Origin of the sequence: Aureimonas populi (assembly GCF_017815515.1) — a bacterium.
Lineage (GTDB): Bacteria > Pseudomonadota > Alphaproteobacteria > Rhizobiales > Rhizobiaceae > Aureimonas > Aureimonas populi.
In genome coordinates this window covers 3160610-3181518 of sequence record NZ_CP072611.1, presented here as the reverse complement: position 1 = coordinate 3181518, position 20909 = coordinate 3160610, and the positions used below count along the sequence as shown (strand labels likewise).

23 protein-coding genes and 1 pseudogene are annotated in these 20909 nt (G+C 63.6%); 9 read left to right on the top strand and 15 right to left on the bottom strand.

The window, feature by feature from the left end; all coding sequences use genetic code 11:
• Positions 1-43: 43 nt before the first annotated feature.
• The 3 genes from J7654_RS18390 to J7654_RS15055 all read right to left on the bottom strand — a co-directional run bounded on the left by J7654_RS18390 (position 44) and on the right by J7654_RS15055 (position 2092).
• Positions 44-484, bottom strand: a complete 441-nt coding sequence (locus J7654_RS18390) for a nucleotidyl transferase AbiEii/AbiGii toxin family protein (protein WP_245195523.1) — start codon at positions 482-484, stop codon at positions 44-46.
• A complete protein-coding gene (locus J7654_RS15060; RefSeq protein ID WP_209736688.1) occupies positions 481-1308 on the bottom strand; it encodes a type IV toxin-antitoxin system AbiEi family antitoxin in 828 nt (275 codons plus the stop codon). The genes J7654_RS18390 and J7654_RS15060 overlap by 4 nt, the downstream gene beginning before the upstream one ends.
• Positions 1309-1696: 388 nt before the next feature.
• Positions 1697-2092: a RidA family protein gene (locus tag J7654_RS15055; RefSeq protein ID WP_209736687.1), complete on the bottom strand. Its 396-nt coding sequence runs from the start codon at positions 2090-2092 to the stop codon at positions 1697-1699.
• A 170-nt stretch (positions 2093-2262) separates the two neighbouring features.
• On the opposite strand from J7654_RS15055, the gene J7654_RS15050 reads away from it, so the two are divergent.
• Positions 2263-2859, top strand: a complete 597-nt coding sequence (locus J7654_RS15050) for a TetR/AcrR family transcriptional regulator (RefSeq protein ID WP_209736686.1) — start codon at positions 2263-2265, stop codon at positions 2857-2859.
• A gap of 302 nt (positions 2860-3161) precedes the next feature.
• On the opposite strand, the gene J7654_RS15045 is transcribed toward J7654_RS15050, so the two are convergent.
• The 4 genes from J7654_RS15045 to J7654_RS15030 are packed head-to-tail and all read right to left on the bottom strand — an operon-like array spanning position 3162 to position 6589.
• Positions 3162-4100, bottom strand: a complete 939-nt coding sequence (locus tag J7654_RS15045; protein ID WP_209736685.1) for an alpha/beta hydrolase — start codon at positions 4098-4100, stop codon at positions 3162-3164.
• Positions 4101-4102: 2 nt separating this feature from the next.
• Positions 4103-4945 carry an SDR family oxidoreductase gene (locus J7654_RS15040; RefSeq protein ID WP_209736684.1) on the bottom strand — a complete coding sequence of 281 codons (843 nt, stop codon included), beginning with the start codon at positions 4943-4945 and terminating at the stop codon, positions 4103-4105.
• A gap of 51 nt (positions 4946-4996) precedes the next feature.
• The gene (locus J7654_RS15035; protein WP_209736683.1) at positions 4997-5758 is read right to left on the bottom strand and encodes an SDR family NAD(P)-dependent oxidoreductase; all 762 of its coding nucleotides are present in this window, start codon (positions 5756-5758) and stop codon (positions 4997-4999) included.
• Positions 5759-5779: 21 nt separating this feature from the next.
• Positions 5780-6589: an SDR family oxidoreductase gene (locus J7654_RS15030; protein ID WP_209736682.1), complete on the bottom strand. Its 810-nt coding sequence runs from the start codon at positions 6587-6589 to the stop codon at positions 5780-5782.
• A 349-nt stretch (positions 6590-6938) separates the two neighbouring features.
• Here J7654_RS15030 and J7654_RS15025 point away from each other — a divergent pair, with 349 nt between their 5' ends.
• A complete protein-coding gene (locus J7654_RS15025; protein WP_209736681.1) occupies positions 6939-7841 on the top strand; it encodes a LysR family transcriptional regulator in 903 nt (300 codons plus the stop codon).
• 19 nt (positions 7842-7860) lie between these two features.
• On the opposite strand, the gene J7654_RS15020 is transcribed toward J7654_RS15025, so the two are convergent.
• The 3 genes from J7654_RS15020 to J7654_RS15010 form a co-directional block, all read right to left on the bottom strand.
• A complete protein-coding gene (locus J7654_RS15020; protein ID WP_209736680.1) occupies positions 7861-8670 on the bottom strand; it encodes an NAD-dependent epimerase/dehydratase family protein in 810 nt (269 codons plus the stop codon).
• Positions 8667-9119, bottom strand: a complete 453-nt coding sequence (locus J7654_RS15015; protein WP_245195522.1) for a MarR family winged helix-turn-helix transcriptional regulator — start codon at positions 9117-9119, stop codon at positions 8667-8669. The genes J7654_RS15020 and J7654_RS15015 overlap by 4 nt, the downstream gene beginning before the upstream one ends.
• Positions 9120-9375: 256 nt before the next feature.
• Positions 9376-10011, bottom strand: a complete 636-nt coding sequence (locus J7654_RS15010) for a TetR/AcrR family transcriptional regulator (protein ID WP_209736679.1) — start codon at positions 10009-10011, stop codon at positions 9376-9378.
• A gap of 96 nt (positions 10012-10107) precedes the next feature.
• On the opposite strand from J7654_RS15010, the gene J7654_RS15005 reads away from it, so the two are divergent.
• The 4 genes from J7654_RS15005 to J7654_RS14990 all read left to right on the top strand — a co-directional run bounded on the left by J7654_RS15005 (position 10108) and on the right by J7654_RS14990 (position 12750).
• Complete coding sequence (locus tag J7654_RS15005; protein ID WP_209736678.1) at positions 10108-10764, top strand: O-methyltransferase; 657 nt, start codon at positions 10108-10110, stop codon at positions 10762-10764.
• Between the two features lie 89 nt (positions 10765-10853).
• Positions 10854-11990 (top strand): DUF3500 domain-containing protein, encoded by a 1137-nt coding sequence (locus J7654_RS15000; RefSeq protein WP_209736677.1) that lies wholly within the window; start codon positions 10854-10856, stop codon positions 11988-11990.
• 250 nt (positions 11991-12240) lie between these two features.
• Positions 12241-12396, top strand: a complete 156-nt coding sequence (locus J7654_RS14995) for a hypothetical protein (protein WP_209736676.1) — start codon at positions 12241-12243, stop codon at positions 12394-12396.
• 9 nt (positions 12397-12405) lie between these two features.
• The gene (locus J7654_RS14990; protein WP_209736675.1) at positions 12406-12750 is read left to right on the top strand and encodes a hypothetical protein; all 345 of its coding nucleotides are present in this window, start codon (positions 12406-12408) and stop codon (positions 12748-12750) included.
• Positions 12751-12868: 118 nt separating this feature from the next.
• Here J7654_RS14990 and J7654_RS14985 read toward each other — a convergent pair whose 3' ends face one another.
• On the bottom strand, positions 12869-13525 hold the full coding sequence (locus J7654_RS14985; protein WP_209736674.1) for a TetR/AcrR family transcriptional regulator: 657 nt from the start codon (positions 13523-13525) through the stop codon (positions 12869-12871).
• A gap of 43 nt (positions 13526-13568) precedes the next feature.
• Here J7654_RS14985 and J7654_RS14980 point away from each other — a divergent pair, with 43 nt between their 5' ends.
• Positions 13569-14306, top strand: a complete 738-nt coding sequence (locus J7654_RS14980) for an SDR family oxidoreductase (RefSeq protein WP_209736673.1) — start codon at positions 13569-13571, stop codon at positions 14304-14306.
• A 66-nt stretch (positions 14307-14372) separates the two neighbouring features.
• Here the strand turns inward: J7654_RS14980 and J7654_RS18385 are convergent.
• Both J7654_RS18385 and J7654_RS14970 read right to left on the bottom strand, forming a co-directional pair.
• Positions 14373-14588, bottom strand: a pseudogene (locus tag J7654_RS18385) (IS5/IS1182 family transposase); the annotation flags it as partial.
• Positions 14589-14766: 178 nt separating this feature from the next.
• Complete coding sequence (locus J7654_RS14970) at positions 14767-15147, bottom strand: winged helix-turn-helix transcriptional regulator (protein ID WP_209736672.1); 381 nt, start codon at positions 15145-15147, stop codon at positions 14767-14769.
• A gap of 107 nt (positions 15148-15254) precedes the next feature.
• On the opposite strand from J7654_RS14970, the gene J7654_RS14965 reads away from it, so the two are divergent.
• Together J7654_RS14965 and J7654_RS14960 are read left to right on the top strand one after the other, a co-directional pair.
• Positions 15255-16076 (top strand): nitroreductase, encoded by an 822-nt coding sequence (locus J7654_RS14965; protein WP_209736671.1) that lies wholly within the window; start codon positions 15255-15257, stop codon positions 16074-16076.
• A gap of 174 nt (positions 16077-16250) precedes the next feature.
• Positions 16251-16532, top strand: a complete 282-nt coding sequence (locus tag J7654_RS14960) for a hypothetical protein (RefSeq protein WP_209736670.1) — start codon at positions 16251-16253, stop codon at positions 16530-16532.
• A 198-nt stretch (positions 16533-16730) separates the two neighbouring features.
• Here the strand turns inward: J7654_RS14960 and J7654_RS14955 are convergent, their stop codons facing one another.
• Positions 16731-19814 carry an efflux RND transporter permease subunit gene (locus J7654_RS14955; RefSeq protein ID WP_209736669.1) on the bottom strand — a complete coding sequence of 1028 codons (3084 nt, stop codon included), beginning with the start codon at positions 19812-19814 and terminating at the stop codon, positions 16731-16733.
• Positions 19811-20905 (bottom strand): efflux RND transporter periplasmic adaptor subunit, encoded by a 1095-nt coding sequence (locus J7654_RS14950; protein ID WP_209736668.1) that lies wholly within the window; start codon positions 20903-20905, stop codon positions 19811-19813. Before J7654_RS14950 ends, J7654_RS14955 begins: the two co-directional genes overlap by 4 nt.
• Positions 20906-20909 lie beyond the last annotated feature (4 nt).

The window sequence follows — 20909 nt, the reverse complement described above, 5'->3', positions numbered from 1 at the left end:
TGGCGCGGCGGGGTCGAGCACACCTTTCCGGTGGGCGGGCGCTTCAGGCAGGATGGTGATTGAACTGTGCCAGAAGTGTGTTCTGGCAGAAGGCGGCGTCTGGACCGTGAAAGGGAAGCAGGCATTCGACGATGACTAGACCCCAAACCGCTCCCGCATTTCCCCGGCCTTCGCCCATTCTTCGCCGGGTATCCGGTCGATCAGTTCGTTCATCACCCTGACGAAGGTGGCCTTGGTCCAATAGCGGTCTGATGGGACCGGCCGTCGTCCGCACAAGGTCGATGTCTTCCGAATAGCGCAGCGGCGCGGGGAAATGCAGCTTGTTGAGCGCCGTGCCGCCACGGAAGCGCAGTTCACCGCGCAGGAACGGATCGGAGAAGATGGCGACGAGCGCGCGGCTGATGATGAGGTCTTGCTCGACCTGCCGCTGGCTTGCCCACGGCGCGACGCGGCTCCAGGCGGTAATGTAGTCCTGCGGGATCATTCGTCGATCTCCGGCGGCCGGCGAACGATCACGCGCCAGCGGTCATCGCGTTCGGATGGCGGCGGCGACAAATCAGGATCGCCCGCCTGTTTAGGATCGAATTCGACCCACGGCAGTTTGCCGCGCGCCGACAGCGCGGCAAACATTGCTTCAGCTATCTGCGGGTGCCCCAGCCTTCTAAGAAGATGTCCAAGGCGCTGCACGACCGCTTTCTCGAAAGCGCCCGACAGGGAGGCGAGCTTTTCCGGTTGCAGCCGTTCGGCCAGTTCGGAAAGCACCGTCGCAATGTTGTCCAGGCCCGCGCCGGATTGCGGGTAGCGCACCAGATCGAGCACCGTTAGCTCCGGCGAGGACAGCTTCATATAGCCCGATTGCGTCTTGCGATCCTCGATCCCCGCCGACACCGTCGCCATGTCCTTGCGATAGGAAAAGGCGATCCGCGTCCGTCCGGCCTCGATGTCGGGCAGGAGCTTGTTCGTGATGACCTGAAACTCCATGACGGCCTGATGGGAAGCTCCGTGGGCCGCCGCTGCCGCCAGCAGCCCCACATAGTAGGGTCGCTTTTCATGGCGCATCAGGGCGTCGATATACCACTCCGGTGGCGGCGCTCCCGTCGTGGCGTGCTGAGGCGGCACGACCACGTAGAAGCCTCGCCGGGGTCGTATGAGCTGGCCGCGGCGTTGCAACCGCTCGGCGGCGTCGAGGAATGCGCCCTGGCTGATGCCGATTGCCTTCTGCGCTTCGTCTGCGGAAAAGACCCCTTGGCCCGCAGCAAGCAGGCTGGAAGCGTAGGAGGACAGGGCGGATCGTTCGACTCGGATCATATCTTATTATCCGCTCTTAGTGCGGAATTTTCAATATGATTCCATCGTCTAATCATCCTCAAAAATCCGCTTTTAAGGCGGACTTTTCCATATGATGCGGTGGCTGCTCAGACTCTTTTGGTCTGCATTCTCGCGACGCTTGTTTATGATGCGCGCGCGTTTATGGCGGGAAGGATCGCCATATAGAATCCGAGAATCCTGAGCCCTTGGCTTGGTGGTATCGCAGTTGGTATGAGTTTGGAGCACGAGCGGAAAGCCCAACAACTACAATGCGAACTCAAGCCTATTGACCATCGAGTGGGAGTGATTTTTGCCCCTCCGGCAGTATCCGTTTGTACGCTACAGCACACCATAAGACATTGAAAAATAACAATGATCATATCATTGTCTATCGCCCCCCGTTGGTCAGCAGCCCCCTGATCTCGAAGTCGAAACCGGCGAGCCAGGTGACGCCGACGGCAGTCCAGCTCGGATAAGGGGCTTGCGGGAAGGCTTCACCCTTCACCGCCATGATGGTGTCGAACTGTGTCTCGGGGTCCGTGTGGAAGGTCGTGACGTCGATGACATCGTCGAAGGTGCAGCCGCCTGCCGCGAGCACCGCCTTGAGATTCGTGAACGCCTGCTGGACCTGAGCGGCGAAATCCGGCTCGGGTGAGCCATCTGAGCGGCTGCCGACCTGGCCGGACACGAACAGCAGATCGCCGGAGCGGATCGCGGCCGAATAGCCGTGCGCCTCGTAAAGAGCGTGGCGGTCCGGGGGGAAGATGGCGTCGCGTTGGCTCATGTCATGCTCCTTTCAAATGTTTTCGCGCCGCGCGAAGGGGATCGCGCCCTTGCAAGTCACGGCTTCACAAGGAGCGGCGGGATTTGATATACGCTGCGTATGTAGAGGTAATTCAGATACGGCGCGTATGTCAACTCGCATGCATCCCGTATCCAGAGATCAGGTGAGCCATGGCCGCGAGGCGCCGTATCGAAACGATGGAGGAAAACCGCGCCAAGCTGATCGCCGCGGCACGCAGGGCTTTTGCCGAAAAGGGCTTTGCGGCAGCGTCGATGGACGAACTGACGGCGGATGCCGGCCTCACGCGCGGGGCGCTCTATCATAATTTTGGCGACAAGAAGGGGCTGCTCGCCGCCGTGGTGGCCCAGGTCGACGGTGAGATGGCCAAGCGTGCTCAGGAGGCGGGCGCGGCATCGGGAGGCGGCTGGGAGGGGCTGCTTGCAGAAGGGGCCGCCTATATCGAGATGGCGCTCGAATCCGAAGTGCAGCGGACCGTGCTCCTGGACGGGCCGGCCTTCCTTGGCGATCCGTCGCAATGGCCAAGCCAGAACGCCTGTCTGGAAGCGACGAAGCAGGCGGTCGCCAAGCTGATCGGCGAGGGCGTCCTGAAGCCCGTCGACGTCGAGGCCGCCGCTCGCCTTCTCAGCGGCGCGGCGCTGAACGCGGCCCTGTGGGTGGCGGCAAGCGAAGAGCCGCGGTCAGCCTTGCCCAAAGCCGTAGAGGCGTTCCAACTCATGGCGGCAGGCTTGCTGGCCGATCGCGGATAGTTGCCTGTCCAACGGGTCAGTCCATTCCGAGCGGAAATGACGGTCCGCAGCGTCAATGGCCCGGCCAAGCGGTGAAACGTGCTGCGGCGCTGACCGCGGCGATCGCGGCCCAGACAAGCCGGCTTCGGCGTTATCCGCCTCTTCCTGATGCTCGTAGAGCGCTATGAACAGCGTCGACCCTCTCCCAAGCGGCTGGCCAGCGATCCATCTCGCCATGGGTCGGTTCGCTTTCAGTTCGGAATGGCACGATACCGAACGTTAAAACGGGTTTTTCAGGAGGATCGACAACACACCGTCCGACATCAACAGGCGAGCGCCCGCGCAAGGGCGGCCCCGAATGCGACCCGGAAGCTGTCGGCATTCGCGCCAGCAAACATGTCGAACCCGTGGATCGCGCCTGGATAGACATGTGCCTCGATCGGCACGCCGACGCGCGACAGGCGCTGGGCATAGGCAAGGCTCTCCTCGAGAAAGAGATCGAGCGAACCCACGGCGACGAAGGTGGGCGGCAGACCGGAAAGGTCATCAGCCTCCGCCGGCGAGAAATAGGGCAGGCTCTCCGACGATGGGACAGCCTCCCCGCGCAGCGCGGACCATCCGAACCGGTTGGACTCGCGCGTCCAGCCGAAGGCGCCCGTCACCGGATTGTCGATCGGCGCCTCGGGTGTGCCGGTGCGTTCATCGAGCATGGGATAGAGCAGGAACTGGGCCTTGAGCGCGGGCCCACCGCGATCGCGCGCGAGCAGCGCCGTGGCCGCCGCCAGACCGCCACCCGCGCTCTGGCCGAAGATCACGATGCGCGTCGGGTCGATCCCCAGGGCGTCGGCCTCGGCCTCCATCCACCGTAGTGCAGCGTAGCAATCCTCCACCGGCCCGGGAAACACGGTCTCCGGCGCAAGACGATACTGCACGGCGACGACGACGGCCCCCTGCTCACGCGCCAGCTTCGCGTTGTCGGCCGCCATCATGTCCGGCGTCCCGGCGATGAAGCCGCCGCCGTGGAGGTACAGGATGGCCGGAGGGGCGTGCCCGTCCACCGGCGGCCGGTGAACGAGGACCCGCACCTCGGGTGCGCCCTCGGGGCCCGGTATATGCCGCTCCTCGAATGGCGTATCCGCCGGTGGATAGAGCCCGACCACGGCCTTGCGAAGCGCTGGCAGGCTTTCCCGGGTGGGGGCTAGCGGCGGAAACTGCGCGACGATGTCGCGCATCTCGGGATCGACCAGATGCAGCGTGTCCATGGTCAGGCGAGTTCCTCCGCTGGATAATCGGTGGAGAATGCGATGGCGCGCTGAGCGTCGAGCGCCTCGATGCGCGCGGTCAGCGCCTCGCGAATGGCATCGTAGGATGTGCCTCCCAGCGCCAGCCGCAGCGGCGGATGCGTCTTATCGGCGACGGCGATCATCGCGTCGGTCATGCGATCGGGGTCGCCGGTGATGATCCAGTCTCCGCCCAGCGCCGCGTCGCGCGTGATATGCGCCGGCGTTCCGTCATAGGCCGCGATCGGCTCCGGCTGCACAACGCCGTGGACGAAGTTGGTCCGTGCCGGACCGGGCTCGACCAAGGTGAAGTCGATGCCGAAGGGCGCCACTTCCTTGGCGACCGCCTCGACGAAGCCCTCGATGCCCCATTTCGTCGCGTGATAGAGGCTGAACCCCGGATAGGCGATCTGGCCGCCTTCGCTCGACACCTGAAGCACGCGACCGCCACCCTGCGCGCGCAGATGCGGCAGGGCCGAGCGGATCAGCGCGATGGAGCCGAGCAGGTTCGTGTCGACGATATCGCGCAGGAGTTCGTCGGTGGTCTCCTCGGCGGCGCCCAGCACGGCGTAGCCTGCATTGCTGACGAGGATGTCGATGCGGCCGAGGTCGCCGAAGGCCCGGTCGACCGTCGCGCGGACCTGATCCAGATCGCGCACGTCGAGCACCGCGGTCCACAGGCGATCTCCGTATTGCGCGCGAAGATCGTCCAGCGCCTCGGATCTGCGGCTGGTCGCCGCGACGCGGTCTCCGCGGGCGAGCAGCTTTTCCGTGAGCCCCCGGCCGAAGCCGGAGGATGCCCCGGTGATGAACCATGTCTTGGTCATATGTCATTCCTCAGGTGAGTGGCCGAAGACAGGCGCTTCGGCCAAGAGCTGTTACGATTGCTCGACCGGACCCAGCATGTAGCCGCCGTCCGCCAGCCATTCCGCGCCGGTGGTGTACGCGGCGTCGTCGGACGCCATGAACAGCACGTACTTGGCCACTTCCGCGGTTTCGGCGTTTCGGGGGATGGCGAGTTTGTCGGTCGGAGCCCACTGCTCTCCGGTCTCGGGATTGTATGCGAGCGGCGTTTCGATGATCCCGGGATGGAACGCATTCACGCGAATCTTGTCCCGCGCTAGTTCCCAGGCCGCCGTTCGCACCAGCCCTCTCAGGCCCCATTTACTGGCACCGTACGCGACAAGACCTGGCGCCTTTCCGAGGGCGGCGACGGACGACACGATGGTGATAGAGCCACCGCCAGCCTTGCGCATCGAGGGTGCAACCGCGCGGATTCCGAGGAAACTTCCCGTCAGGTTGGTCTCGATCGACTTCTGCCACTCCGAAGTCTCGACCTTCTCGACACCTCCGTTCGCCGCATAGGCCGCGTTGAGAACAAGCGCCGATATCGGACCGAGGCGATCCTCGATGCGGGCGACGGCGTCCGCCCAACTCGCCTCGTTCGTCACGTCGAGCGAAACGAACAGGGACTTGTTGCCGATCTCGGCCGCCAGTCGGGAGGCCTTCTCCTCGTGGTGGTCTCGCGCCGCCAGCGCGACTCTCGCGCCTTCATCGGCAAATGCGCGAGCCATGGCTTCACCCAGCGCGCCAGCGGCGCCGGTGATCAGTACGACTTTGTTTTCGAATCGAGACGTCATCGCAACGATCCTTTCTTTGTTTCAGGCAATGGCGAATTGGCGACGAATATCGGCGAGGAAGGTCGCTTCATCTTCCGCTTTGCGCTTGGCGACCTTGGCGACGGAATCTTCACCCGCCGGATAGCGGAGCTGGTCCGTGCCGTCGGTTGCCGCTTTGAAGATGACCTCGGCGATGACGATGGGCTCGGAACCTGCCGCCTTGATCGGCTTGTAGCCTTCCGCGAACTTCTCGATGACCGGTTGGTACTCGGGCATCGCGTCGTCCGCAGCGAAGTCGACCTTGAAGTCCGTCAACGTGTCGCCCGGCTCGATGATCTTCACGGTGACGCCGATTTCGCGCATCTCGAAGCTCAGGGCTTCCGAGAAGCCTTCGATCGCGAACTTGGTGCTGTGGTACATGGTCCCGAGGGGGAAGGTGAGGATTCCGCCGATCGACGACACGTTGAGGATCATGCCCGCGCGATTGTCCCGGAAATGGCTCAGTAGGGCCTTGGTCGTCTCCATGACGCCGATGACGTTGGTGTCGTATTGCTTGCGAATGGCGTCCGCAGACACAGCTTCAAGCGGCCCCCAGACGGCGTAGCCGGCATTGTTCAACAATGCGTCGACGCGCCCGAAGCGGCTGAGGGCAGCTTCCACTGCTGACCGGATGGACGCCCCGTCCGTCACGTCGAGCCGGGTTACGAGGACGTTATCGAACGCGCGCAGTTCAACTTCCTTTTCAGGGGTGCGCATCGTGGCAACAACGTTCCATCCGCGCTCCGCGAAAAGCCTGGCGGTTGATTTTCCGATGCCGCTGGAGGCACCCGTAATAAGAATTGTCTGGGGCATGATGTTCTCTTTTCAGATTGGGTCATGGGCGGAACTTACTGATCATACTGATCGGGGTTCCGTGGAAACTTCGAGCACCACGTCCGTCCCTCGGGGATGCCATTGCGGCGTGGAGGAACAGTTGGGTTTTCTTCGGCGACAGGGTTGGAGACGGCGCAGGTGCCGACGGCATACCGCCGTTCACTTCATGGCGAAGGCATCGATTGCCAACGTGATGGGGGGTAAAGATCCGTCAGCAGAGCCGTGTTTTGTCATGCGGCATTCCTTCCTTGTTCCCGACTAAGGTAAGGAATCGATTTGCTGGCATTAGAGGCTGGAATCAGCATGCGGTGCTGTGTATTTTTCAGCAATGAACCGACCGACCTTCAGTGATCTGACAGCCTTACTCGCCGTCGCCTCGCACCGCAGTTTCCGTCAGGCGGCGGACGAACTGGGGGTAGCGGCCTCGACTCTCAGCCATGCCGTTCGCGGGCTGGAGGAGGAATTGGGTGTCCGTCTGCTCCATCGCACCACACGCAGCGTGTCTCCGACCGAGGCAGGGGCTGAACTCGTTTCGCGCCTGGGGCCGGCGCTCGAGGGGGTGGACGCCGCCTTACAGGCGGTTGCCGCGTTTCGTGGAAGCGTGGCCGGAACGGTGCGGATCAACGCCCATCGGTCGGCGGCGCGGCTGCTCGTCGCCGAGGTGGTCCCGCAGGTGATCGCTCGCCACCCACAGATCGTGGTCGACATCGTCACCGAGGGGCGGCTCGTCGATATCGTCGAGGGCGGCTTCGACGCCGGTGTGCGGCTGGCCGAGGCGGTGCCGCGCGATATGATTGCGGTTCCCCTGGGCGGGTCGCGGCGCTTCGTCTGCGTGGCGGCCCCGGCCTATCTCGATAGCGCGGGCGCACCGCGGGTGCCGGAGGATCTGAAGGATCATCGCTGCATTCGCCACCGGATGCCCGGCGGCAAGATCTATCGCTGGGAGTTCGAACGGCACGGCAGTGAAGCCGCGGTGGATGTGAACGGCAGCATCGTCCTCGACGATCACGATCTGATGCTCGAGGCCGCGCTCGCCGGCCTCGGCATCGCCTATGTCGTGGATCTGGTCGCCGAGCCGCATATCGCGGCGGGTCGGTTACGGACCGTGCTGGACGAGTGGTGCGTGCCGATCGACGGGCTGAAGCTCTATTACCCCGGCCATCGGCGTGTGCCGCCGGCGCTGCGCGCCTTTCTCGATGTGGTGCGGGAGATGCCGAGAGTCGATCGGTAAATCGCCAAGGCTTCGTACGCTACAGCAGCTTTTCGGCCATGGCCTGATGGACGGTCCTGACCTTGGGCTGGAAGCCGAGGCTGCGGGCAAGCGAGCCGTCCACGTGGAGATACCATGGGTTGGAAAGCGGCTCGGATGACGATTCCATCGTCTCGCCGACCAACTGTAGCAGCTCATAGACTGAGGTCGGGGCCTCGTCGGAGATGTTGACGACGCGGCCGTCCATCGCGCCGGAAAGCGCTAGGTTCACGGCGGTGGCGACGTCCAGATGATGGATCGTGCTCATGCGCTGGGCGGGATGCCATTTTCCCGCGACCACATGCTTGGGAAGCTCTTCCAGATGCCCGTCGCCGTCGCCGTAGACGAAAGGAAACCGCAAGACCGACCAGTTGAGACCGCTCTCGCGCAGTTCCTTCTCGACCGCGACCTTGCTGGCCGGATAGGCATGCTCCGGGTTGACCGCGTCATCCTCGCGGCCCGGGTGCGGATTGTCCTTGTCATAGACGTTGCTGGTGCTCGCGAGGATGAAGCGCGCGTCCGGCGCATTCGCCTTGACCGCGGCGATGAGACTGCGCGTGCCCTCGAGATTGCTTTTCCAGATCAGATCCTCGTCCCGCGTGCGAAACACCGCCGCGAGATGGATGACCGCCGACACGCCTTCCAGCGCGGGCGCGAGCGATGCGGGATCGAAGAGGTCGCCTTCGACCGCCGTCGCGGGGGCAGGAACCGTCTTTCCGTCGCGCACCAGCGCGCGGCAGTCCGCGCCCGCGAGGCGCGGCAGGAGGCGTGAACCGACAAGGCCGGTGGCGCCAGTGAGCAGAATCGTCATTCTTTCGTTTCCTTCTCTGAATGTTTGTTGAGCCGCTCGGTCGCGACGCGCAGCACCCGGACTGCGGTTGCGATGTCGGCATTGTCGATGCCAGCGAACGCCGCGTCGTGGATCAGGGTCGCCAGGTCGGGCAGCTCCTGCCAAAGGCTCGCGCCTGCCGGCGTCATGCGAAGCAGCTTCTGACGCTGATCGACGCGGTCCGGAATTTGCTCCACCAGACCCTTCCGGACGAGCGCGCCGATGATGGCGCTCAACGTCGCGCGTTCGACCTCGAGCGTCCGCAGCAGATCGCGCTGCATCGTCGGTCCGTCATGGGCGAGCTGGTAAAGCACGTACCATTGGGTCGCGCCGAGGCCGTATGGCCGAAGCGTGGTCTCCATCATCGCGCGACCGGCGAAATAGCACCGCTTCGCCCACGCTCCGACCGCACCGTGATTGGATGTCTTCATTTTGCTAGGCACCTGACAATCATGTTAGGTTGCAGACAAAATGTCAAGGCATGCAGGCCGAGGCCGGTAGCTAAGTTCAGCTTGCCGCAATGGGGGGTATCAGAGTGACGCCGCATCGGGATGTAGCCTTCATCGCCTCTGCATGCCGTCAGACGTTCGCGAGCAACGGATATAGTGTGCTTGTCCTATCTGGAGTCGGCGAAAACCGTCCGCCCCGACACGGTGGGGGAAGCCCGTTCCGACAACCAAGCGTCTTTTACAGATGGCGGTTCAGCGTCCTGAGATAGGCGCAGAACATGTCGGCCATGGCGTCGGCGTAGCTTTCGATCTCCCCCGTTGTTCGAGGCTTCTCCGAGAAGCGTTTCCCCGCCGAACTCATGGCGGTGAAGATCAGACTGCCCGCCAGCCTGCGCGTTTCTTTCGGCGCATCGGGCAACGTCTCGTGCATGAAGTCCGAAATCGCCCGGTCGCCGTCTGCCCGCGCTTCCTTGGTCTCGGGGGCGTCGCGGTAAAGCGGCGCGGCGTCATCGAGCGCGACACGGATGGCGGCTTCGTCGCATTCGGAGCGAATGAAAGCGTGGACGAAGCGCCGCAGCCGCTCCAGCGGATGCCTGGTCGCATCGCCAAGGATCGATCCCATCTGGTCAGTCGTTTGACGCCACTCGTCGCTTTGCAGCCGGAACAGGATGGCCGCCTTGTTCGGGAAATATTGGTAGAGCGAGCCCACGCTGACGCCGGCCCTCTCGGCCACCCGCGCGGTGGTGAAGCGCTGGGCGCCCTCCGTCGCCAAAACCTGAACAGCGGCTTCCAGAATCGTCGCAACCAGTTCCGTGGAGCGGGACTGCTTTGGCTGCTTTCGCGAGGAAATCCGCGGTGTTGCGCGATCGGTCATCTGGGCTTCCGGGAATGCGATTAGAAAATGCGACGAACTCATCGTATTTTCATTTGGACCACTGAACAACGTTTTTCGCCGATCGGACCCCCGTTGATGACCACCCTGACGACCGCACCGCTCGCGCCTCTCCTGGAGCGCTTGTTCGCACAGGCCGGCGCGGCGACCAGCCCCGCGCTGGCCGAGATATCCGCTGACGAGCGCGCGCGGCTTGTGCGCAGCAAGACCGAGTATCTCGACTTCTACGAGCGCGTGAAGGACCTCTGGCTGCCGGTGTCGCGGGAGACGGGCAGGCTGCTCTACATGCTGGCCCGCGCTTGCCGTGCGCGGACGGTCGTCGAGTTCGGAACGTCGTTTGGCATTTCGACCCTGCATCTGGCCGCAGCCCTCAGGGACAACGGTGGCGGTCGCCTGATCACCACCGAATTCGAGCCCGGCAAGGTGGCGCGGGCGCGCGAACACCTGATCGAGGCCGATCTCGGCGACCTGGTGGAGATCAGAGAGGGCGACGCGCTCAAGACACTCAGCGCCGGCCTTCCCGAAACGATCGACCTGCTGCTGCTTGACGGCGCCAAGGCGCTCTACGGCGATGTCCTGACCCTTGTCGAAAGCCGGCTCAGGCCGGGCTCGATCATCATCGCCGACAACGCCGATTTCAGCCCGGACTATGTGGAGCGCGTGCGCTCACCGACAGGGCCGTACCTCTCGCTCCCCTTCGCCGAAGACGTCGAGTTGTCCGTCCGGCTCGGCTGACGCCGATCGGTCCGGGCGGTCAACGGACTACTAAACAAATTTGCGCGGATCGCCATCCGGTCTCGCGGATGAATAAGGAGACAAAGCCCATGCCCGGAATCCTTGCCGAAGCGAGCCGGATAACGCTTGCGAGCGCGCTCATCTTCCATCTCGGCCTAAGCGGATGCAACGCCGCCGACAGGCCCGACCAGGCGGAGCGCTCTTCAACGTCATCGCCCGTGGCCGGGACAGCCGCCCTTCCGATCAGCGACCCGTCCGCGAACTCCGGGACCGTCGTGCTGGAGAGAGCGAACGCCTTCATGGCAGCCCTCAGCGCCGAACAGCGCGCTAGCCTTCTCCAGCCCTATACGTTCGCCAACGCCGCCCGGTGGCACACCTATCCGCAGTGGGGGCTTCGTGGGAACCAGGCGCGGATCGGTCTGGCCCTGGGCACTCTGTCCGCCCCCCAGTGGGAGGCCTTCAATGCGCTGCTCGCGGCCGCCACGGGCAGCGGGCGGAACGAAGGCTTTGACGAGATCCAGCAGCACCTAGCTGCTGATGACTGGATCCGGCAGAATGGCGGTAGGTCCGGCTACGGCCGCGGCGCCTTCTATATCGCTTTCCTCGGGGAGCCTTCGAACACGGGCCTGTGGCAGCTCCAATTCGGCGGCCACCATCTCGCGGTGACCAACACCTATCGGGACGGGTTCCTGGTCGGAGCCACGCCGTCCTTCCGAGCCATCGAGCCGCAAACCGAAATTGAATTCGAGGGCGGGACCCTGCGGCCCCAGCTTGACGAGTGGGAAGCATTCGTGGCGCTGCTCGCCTCCCTCACGCCGGAGCAGGTCGCGTCGGCCAGGCTTCCCCGCCGCCAGAATGCGCTTCTGCTTGGCCCCGAAGCGTCGAACAAGGACTGGAACTTTCCGGACAGGGCCCAAGGCGTTCCGGTGTCATCGCTGAACGACCAGCAGCGCGCCCGCCTGATGCGGGCGATCAGCCTTTACGTGAACGACATCTCCGAGCCGGAAGCCGCAGCGATCCTCGCCCACTACGAAAGCCAGCTTGGCTCCACCTATCTTGCATTCTCCGGTTCGACCTCGCTGACCAATGAAGGGGATTACGTCCGCATCGACGGACCTTCCGTGTGGATCGAGCTGGTCATGGATCCGGCCTATTCCACCGACCGGCCTCACGTCCACGCGGTCTGGCGGGACAAACAGACGGATTACGGCGGCACCAGACGGTAGCGGCGGCGGCCACGGCCAGCTTCCCTCCTTCCCGGGACATGGCGGCGCCGGCCGACTGATCCGGCAGGATCAGTCGAAACCTCCACTCCTACGAACTTACCGGAGACCCCGACCATGCACGTATTCCTGACAGGCGCCACCGGCTGGGTCGGGTCGCGGAGCGCTGGCAGAAGCTCGACCGGGCCAGCGGCACAGATATGCGGCGGGAGACTATTCCGGCCACCGGGCGGCAAGGGCAGAGATGGGCAACATGGCGATGAACCTCGAACGCGATCCGCAACTGGAATCCATCCTCGCCGGACGCAGGCAGCAACTCGGCATCACGATGGATTTTGCGCCGGGGAGGAGACTCGGTCAGGCCCCGGCCGATGTGCCGGACGTGCACCCCAACATCGCCGCCGTCTAACGTCGGAACGTGGAGCGGTTCACCGAAGCCCTCAATGATCCCGATGGCGGGAGGCAGGCCGCCGAGGCGCTGCGCTCGCTTATCGGCGAGATCGTTCTGGCCCCCGGCCCGAAGCGCGGCGAGGTCCACGCCGAGCTACGCGGCGAACTCATGGGCATCCTTGCCTTCGCCACCGATCAGAAGCCCAAGCAGAACATTCGTTTTATGTCGCCAGTAGCATCTTCGTGCGTAATCGGAAACGCACACCAGACGCTGCATAGACAGTTCCTCATCTGCGATGGCGGCTTTCGGGACATCGAGACTAAATGCCGATGTCGGAATTCGTCGGAGAACGAATCCGCTCAAGCGGGATAGGCGGCGGCTTCTCCGTCTGCGGAATGAGGCGTGCCGTAGACGATGGCGCCACCTTATGGGGAGTTCATATGTCGGGCGGCTCAGGTAGTCGCCCCCGAATGAGCCGCTCTGGAAAGGCCTATACTTTCGCCGCGTTGAGATACGCACGTGACATCCGAGCAAGCTGCTCACGGAAGATCGGTAAGCGCTCGATCGTTTCATCCTCCTCGAAGATTTGACGTGTACCGCCCGTCACCACCGCGACCCAACTGAAGACCACGCCGTCGAGATTTTCAAACCGGCTGTCCTGTGCGCTGGCCAGCAGATCGCGTGCCGCACCATGCAGCCGCTTGATCGTCGTATCGGTGAGGTCCTTCATATCGAGCGCGGTTGAGGCGTGATACAGGGCACGGGACGCCTCCGGATCACCGATCTTGGCATCGATGTAGGCATTGACGAAAGCGTCACTGCAATCCGCCAGCGGCATCGACCGATGGGCTCGGCAAGCCAGCTCCACAGCGGCACTCGCCTTGTCGAGGTGTCGGCCGACCAGAGCATAGAGCAGGGCCTCTTTCCCCGGATAATATTGGTACAGCGTGCCGATAGAGACCCCGGCCTTCTCGGCGATGCGGTTTGTCGTCAGCGCACGCGCGCCGCCCTGCAGCAGAACCTGAATGGTCGCCTCGAATATGGCCTCCACCGTCGCCTGCGAGCGCGCCTGAGACGGCTGTTTGCGGGACTTCAGCCTGCCCGGCGGGAGCGCCGTCATATGCGAGTATCGAACCTGAGCATTCATTCATATAATCCAGAGAGACCAACAATCTCAACAGGAAAGCTTCATGACAGACCATGGAAGCCACATTGCCTTGATCACGGGAGCCAACAAGGGGATCGGATTTGAAACGGCGCGCCGGATCGGCCAGCAGGGACATGTGATCCTGCTGGGCGCGCGCGATCCCTCGCGCGGCGAACCGGCCGCCGTGAAGCTGAAGGAGGAAGGGATCGATGCCCGTTTCCTTCATCTCGACGTCACGGATCGCACGACGATCCGCGCCGCCGCGCAGGAAATCGAAAGCAGCTTCGGCAAGCTCGATGTTCTCGTGAACAACGCCGGCATGGGCTCGCCATCGGACGGCCCTGTCGGCAAAGCGGATCTTTTGGAAGTCCGCCGCATCTTCGAGACCAATTTTTTCGGCGCCCTGGAGGTCACTCAGGCGATGCTGCCCCTTCTGAAGAAGGCGCCCTCGGCCCGGATCGTCAACGTTTCAAGCGGCCTCGGCTCGCTCGCCCGACACAGTGATCCTGAATGGGAGTTCGGGGCGGTGCAGTTGACCGGCTACAACAGCACGAAAGCGGCCCTCAACATGGCGACCGTTCTTTTGGCGAAGGAGTTGAAGGACACCGGCATCAAGGTGAACTCGGTGGCGCCCGGCTTTACGGCGACCGATCTGAACGGCGGGGGACCGGGAGCGCAAACCGTGGAAGAAGGGGCCGAGGCGTCCGTGCTGGCGGCGCTGCTGCCGGACGATGGCATGACAGGCGGCTTCTTCGGCCGGGAGGAGCCTGAACCCTGGTGATCGGCCGGGAGACCATCGACCGCTGAGGCAGTTCGTCAATGCGCCAGCGCCTCGTCTCGAAGTTTCGGCCTTCTCCGCCTTCGTATTGCGCTGACGCGGAGCGGAAACCAGCGAGGCGTCGACGATCTGCCCGGACATCGGGATGTAGCCGGCCTCTCGCAGCATCCGGTCGAAGCGCTCGAACAGCGGTCCGATCGCGTCCGCTTTCGTCAGCCGCTCGCGAAACAGCCAGATCGTCTTGGCATCGGGCATCCGATCCGACAGCCCCAGCCCGAGAAAACGCATGGTCAAAAAATCCCGGCTGCCGCATTCCGATCTCCACCAAAATCGTCGGAAAACGGAAACATGCGACGGCCCTCAAAGAAAGAGGCTTTTCGAACCCTCCAGCTGGCCGCAAACTTCCTTTCAGCCGTGGCAATCGCTACCGCCGTCGCATTCTGGTTCTGATTGAGTCTGAGCCCTAGCGTTCGATAGACTCGTTCAATTCGCTTGTCGTCTGGCATTTCAGGAAGGCCCAGTCGATCAATGCCTCGAGGGATGGACCGAGCGCCAAACCCATCTTGCTCAACGCGTACTCCACTTTCGGTGGCACCTGCGGATAAACCGTGCGGATGACGATACCATCTTTCTCCAGCTCTTTCAGTTGCTGGATCAGCATCTTCTGATTCACCCCCTCCACCCGTTTTTCAAGTTCGGAAAAGCGCAAAGGCGACTTGGCGGCAAAGAGCTGGCAGATGATGACGATCTTCCATTTACCCTCCAGCACCCGCAGCGTCTCGCTCGTCGCGGTTGCCCAGATGAGCTGCTGCTTCGAGTCCTCGCACCGCCAATCCCGGTCCATTATACTTGCCTTTTGGTGGGTTACCCACCTCCGGGTGGGTTCTTGCTCGTTTCTCCGTTTACCCCTAATCCCGACGGTGAAGCAACAATTGGTTGAAGGGCTATCGAATGAAGAACGGCGCCATCGGAACCGATGATATTGACCGCGCGCTCGCACGCAAGCCGAGCGCATCGGGACACGATGTCCACGTTGCGAAACTGGAAGGTGCGGATGACGCGCAGCCTTTCGGCAACGAGATCCATGCCATTGCCAAAGAGGGCATGTTGTCCTTCGAAGAAACAGCACGGACACGCCGGTCTTTTCGCGGCTTTCAGAGGACGCCCGTCCCGGAGAGCATCATTCGCGAGGTACTCGAAGACGCCCAATGCGCCCCTTCCAACTGCAACACCCAACCGTGGAACGTCCACATTGTCTCGGGCGCAAAGCTCGAGGGCCTGTCTCGGGTGCTGCACGCCAAGAGCGACGCGGGTGACTTCACGCCCGACTTCCCCTTCGACATGGACGAGTTCTACGGACCCTATGAAGAGCGCAAGAACGCACAGGGCAAGGCCTACTACGAAGCCATGAACGTCATGCGGGATGACAGGGAGGGCAGGCAGCGGGCGGCTGCAATGAACTACTCGTTCTTCAACGCACCGCATGCCGCCCTGCTGTTCATGCCTTCGTTCGGCGACAACGTGCGCGTCGCCGGCGACGTCGGAATGTATGGCCAGACCTTCTTGTTGTCGCTGGCGGCGCGGGGGCTAGGCGGCGTCCCGCAAACGGCGCTCGGGTTTTTCGCGGGCGCGATCCGTGACTATCTCGGCATTCCAGAAGAGTTGAAAATGCTGTTCGGCATCTCGTTCGGCTACCCGGATGAAGAAGCGCCCGGGAATCGAATTCGCATGGATCGCGCGCCCATTTCGGAGAGCGTCACCTTCCATCGGTGATGGTTGGTGCACCTTCTCAGGCATGAGAAGCAACGTCTGCATGATCGGCCGGTCTCTTTGAAGCCGCAGTCAGCAGACGACTATGCATTGTCTTCCGACTATAGACCTATTTTGGAAAGTCTGAGAGGGCTATGGCGTAGACGTAGTTTTCCGTTTCTTCGTTCTCAGCCTGGCGTGTGGGCTCGCGCCCGTCGCCTATCTCGTCCTCGGCACAAGGAGGCCGCGCATCTGGAATCGCTGTTCGGCCAGAAGATTCGAGACTATGCCCGCCAGACCCCCGGCTTCTGGCCAAAGCCGTCGCTTTACCGCGATGTCGAGGAGGTCACGTTTTCACCTGCCGCGCTCAAACGGACGCTCCGCGACGGATTGCTCTTCATCGCGGCGCTTCCGGCGATCGAATTTTTGGAAAAGGTGCGGCACAGCGATTTCGTTCCGGTCCTCTTTCCGCTGCTCTGACGCCGTGTTTCACTGGTGAGGCGGAACGCGGCGCGGAAAGTGGATGCCATTCAGCCGAGCGTAGTTTTCGCCAGCGCGCCTGCCTGCGTCGGCTGTGTGCCGGCATCAGGCAAGTGTAATCGAGTGTCTCAGCCGGCGTGCAACAGGCCGAATTACACTCCGCTCCGGGAACATTCTGCCAGCATGGCGCTCAAGAGCTCAGAGCGCTGGCACATGTTCCACATTTGGCCGGCGGCGCCCCCGGGATGATGCGCGCTCGACCAGGACATAGACCACCGGAATGAGGAACAGCGTCAGCAAAAGTCCGAAGCTCAGTCCGCCGGTTATGACAAGACCGACGGCGCGGCGGCTTTCGGCGCCGGGACCGCTCGCAAGCGCGAGCGGCAGCGCGCCGAGCACCATGGTGATCGTCGTCATGATGACCGGCCTCAGCCGCGTGACGGCGCCCTCGAGCGCGGCGTCGTATAGTGAACGGCCTTCTTCCCGAAGCTGATTGGCGAACTCCACGATCAGGATGCCGTTCTTCGCCAAGAGCCCGACCAGCAGGACGAGGCCTACCTGACTGTAGATGTTGATCGACGCGCCGGCGAGGAAAAGCGTGCCCACCGCTCCCGCAAGCCCGAGAGGAACGGTCAGGAGGATGGTGAGCGGTGTCGTGAAGCTTTCGAACTGCGCCGCGAGGACGAGATAGACGATCACGAGCCCGAGCGCGAACACCATGACGATGCCGGAGGACGCCCGCAGATAGTCGTCCGCCTGTCCCTGCCATGCTATGGTCGCGCCGGCCGGCAGCTCCCTCGCGGCAGACTCCACCGCGGCGATGGCGGCGCCGAGATCCGCGTCCTCGCCAAGGTCGGCCTCCATCTCCACCGAATGCGCCCGGTCGAAACGGATGATCTCGGGGACGGCGGCGCCGGTCTCGACCGATACGAAGCTCGACAGGGGAATGAGATCGCCGCGCTCGTTGCGGATCTGCACCCGGTCCAGCGCCGCAAGCGAGGCGCGATCCCCGGCAGCGGCCTGGAGAATGACCGGATACTGGCGTCCGTCCCTGGCATATTCGCCGACACTGTGGGAGGCGAAAAGCACTTGCAGCGTCTGCGTGACGGCATGCGCATCCACGTCGAGATCCTGGGCGCGCGCCCGATCGATGGTGATCATCGCCGCCGGCTGGTTCACGGCATAGTCGATCTCCACCTCCTCGAACCTGCCCGTCTCCTCCAGGAGCTCGGCCAGCTCTTCCGCCCACTCCGCGGCCGTTTCCACGTCAGGCCCGCCGAGCATCCACTGCAAGCCGTCCTCGGCACCGCCCCCCAGGCCGCCGGTCACGCGCGTCATGAGCATGGCGTCGGTGACCGCGTCGAGCTGCGGGCCAAGCTCGGCGAGAACGTCCTCGACGGTGACGCTGCGCTCGTTCCACGGCACGAGGTTCACCTCGATCTGGGCGCGGCGGATGTCGCCGGTATGACCGACGATGGTCGACACGCTTTCGATGACCCCTTCCGGCGACCGGGTCCGCCGCAGGGGGTCGAGAATGGCCTCGACCTGCGCGGTGATGACATCCGTTCGTTCGAGACTGGTGCCCTGCGGCGCGGCGAGATAGATGCGGAACTGGCCGCGGTCTTCGTTCGGGATCAGCTGCTGCGGAAGCTGGCCGTAGACGACCCAGGCCATCCCCATGACGAATCCGGTCAGTGCGAGCAGGGCCACGGGCGCATGGAGAAGGCGCGACAGGATTGCGCGATAGGTCCGCTCCAGCGCGCCGAGCACCCGTTCGCTCGTCCGGGTGAGAAGATTGGCGCGCTCGTCGTCGCGCATGACCAGGGATGCAAGCACCGGCGACAGGGTCAGCGCAACGAAGCCGGACACCAGAACCGCGACGGTGAGAACGATCCCGAACTCCGCGAACAACTGGCCGATCTCGCCTTCCATGAAGCTGACCGGCAGGAACACGGCGGCGAGCACGGCCGTGATCGCGATGACCGCGAAGTTCACCTGGTTCGTGCCGCGCCGGACGGCCTCGATCGTGGTGACACCCTCGCGTTTGTGCCGCTGGATGTTCTCCAGCACGATGATCGCGTCGTCGACCACGATCCCGATGGCGAGAATGAGCGCGAACAGGGTCAGGATGTTGATCGAGAAGCCGAGGATGAGCATGCTGATGGCGGCGCCGAGCAGCGAAATGGGGATCGTCACCACCGGGACGAGCGACAGCCGCACCGAACCGAGGAAGAGGAAGATCACGACCATGACGAGCACGATGGCTTCCACGAAAACCCGCAGGACCTCCGCGATCGTGCTTTCGATGAAGACCGCCTCGTCGGAGGTGATTTCGAGAGTCATGCCGTCGGGCAGGTTCGGGACGATGCGGTTCACCTCGGCGCGGACCGCTTCGGAGATGAGAACCGTGTTCGCCTGAGCCTGCGCCTGTATGCCGATCCCGAGGCCCGAAACGCCGTTCGTGCGGAAATTGCTCTCGGTCGCCTCCGGCGCGACTTCCACGCGTGCCACGTCGCCGAGCAGGAACGGGCGCGCGCCCTGATCCCGCACGACGATCTCGCTGAATTCCTCGGGCGTGCCGAGACGGGTTCGGGCCAGAAGCTGGATCTGGCGGGCGCCCGTCTCGATGTCGCCCGTGGGCAGTTCGAGATTCCATGACCCCAGCGCGGAGATGACATCCTGTGCCGTAACCGAATGCTCGGCCATGGCGCTCGTATCCAGCCAGATGCGCATCGCGGGATCGCGTGCGCCGAAGATCGACGCGCGCGCCACGCCGGGCAGGCGCGAAAGCCTCTCCGTGAGGTTGCGCGAGGCCCAGTCCGTCAGCTCCATCGGGGTCATGGACGTCGACGACAGGCTTAAGCGAAGCACGGGCTCGGCCTGGCTGTTGTTCTTCTCGACAACCGGGGGATCGGCGTCATCGGGCAATTCCGCGACGATGGTGTCGATGGCCGAGCGGACGTCGTTCGCCGCGAAATCGATATCGATACCCGGATCGAAGGTCAGCACGGTCCGCGTGCTGCCTCGTTCCGTCTCGGACATCATCGAGCGCAGGCCGGTTATGCCCGCCAGCGCGCCCTCGACGACCGAGGATATCTGGGCGTCGATCACCTCGGGCGAAGCGCCGGTATAGGCGACGGTGACCGTGACCTCGGCGGAAATTATCTGGGGAAGCTCCCGTACCGGCAGGCGCGTGAGCGCGACGACGCCGATCAGGACGATGAGCAGGTTGAGGACCGTGATGAAAACAGGGCGCTTGAGCGAAAGCTCGGGGAGCGTCATGGCTGGTCCCCGAGTGTTTGGCGTCGCGCGGCCTCCAGCCTTTGCGCGGGCATGCCCGGTTCGACCCGGTGAAAGTTCGTGACGATCACATCCTCGCCCACAGCGATTCCCTGAAGGATTTCGACATGGCCGCCGACAGTGTCGCCCGCCTCGACGGTGACGCGCTCGATCGTGCCGTCACGCAGCACATGCAGAAGGGTCTCCATGCCCTCGACGGTCAAAGCATATTCCGGTACGGCCGGACTTTCCCGGTCGTCCAGAAGCACCTCGATCCGGACGAACATCCCGCCGGTGAGGACACCATCGGAATTGTCGATCTCGGCGCGGACGGCCAGCGAACGCGTGCTGTGATCCACCCGGCCGTCGATCGCCGTCAGTCTCCCCTCGAATGTACGGTCCGGCCAGGCCGACGAGGTCAGATGAACTTGCTGCCCGATCTCGATCTGCGTCATGAGGTTTTCGGGAACGTGGAAGTCGACCTGTATGGTGGATGTATCGTCGAGCGTCGCGATCACCGCGTTCGCCTCGATCCGCGCACCCACCGTGACCCCTGAAAGGCCGACCCGCCCCGCGAACGGCGCCGTCACGCTTCGATTGGCGAGGTTTGCGGCCGCGATATCGCGTTCCGACGCAGCGCGCAGCAGCGCCGCCTCAGCCTCATCGAGACTGACACGGGATGTGGCGTTGTTCGCATGCAATCGGGAAAGGCGGTCGAAGGCCGTCTGCGCTTCGGTCAGCGTCGCTTCCGCGGCGTTCAATGCCGCGATCTGGCTTCTCGCGTCGAGTTCCAGGAGGAGCGCACTCTCCTCGACATGCTCTCCGGGCTCGAAATGGATGCGGGTGACGAGCCCGGCGTCCTCCGGGCGCAGCTCGATCGCCCGGTGGGCCCGGGTTGATCCGACAGCCCGGACGCGCGTCGAGAAGCGCCGGACCTCGGCCTGAACGGTCTGCACGTCCGTAGCTTCCTCGTCGTCCGGATCATCACCTGCCTGGTCGGCCGGCTCCGCGAAGAAGGACGCAGCGAGATGCTGCCCCGCGAACGGCATACCCGTCACGAACACAACGGCAAGAAGCATCCTGAGCAGTCTCATTGCG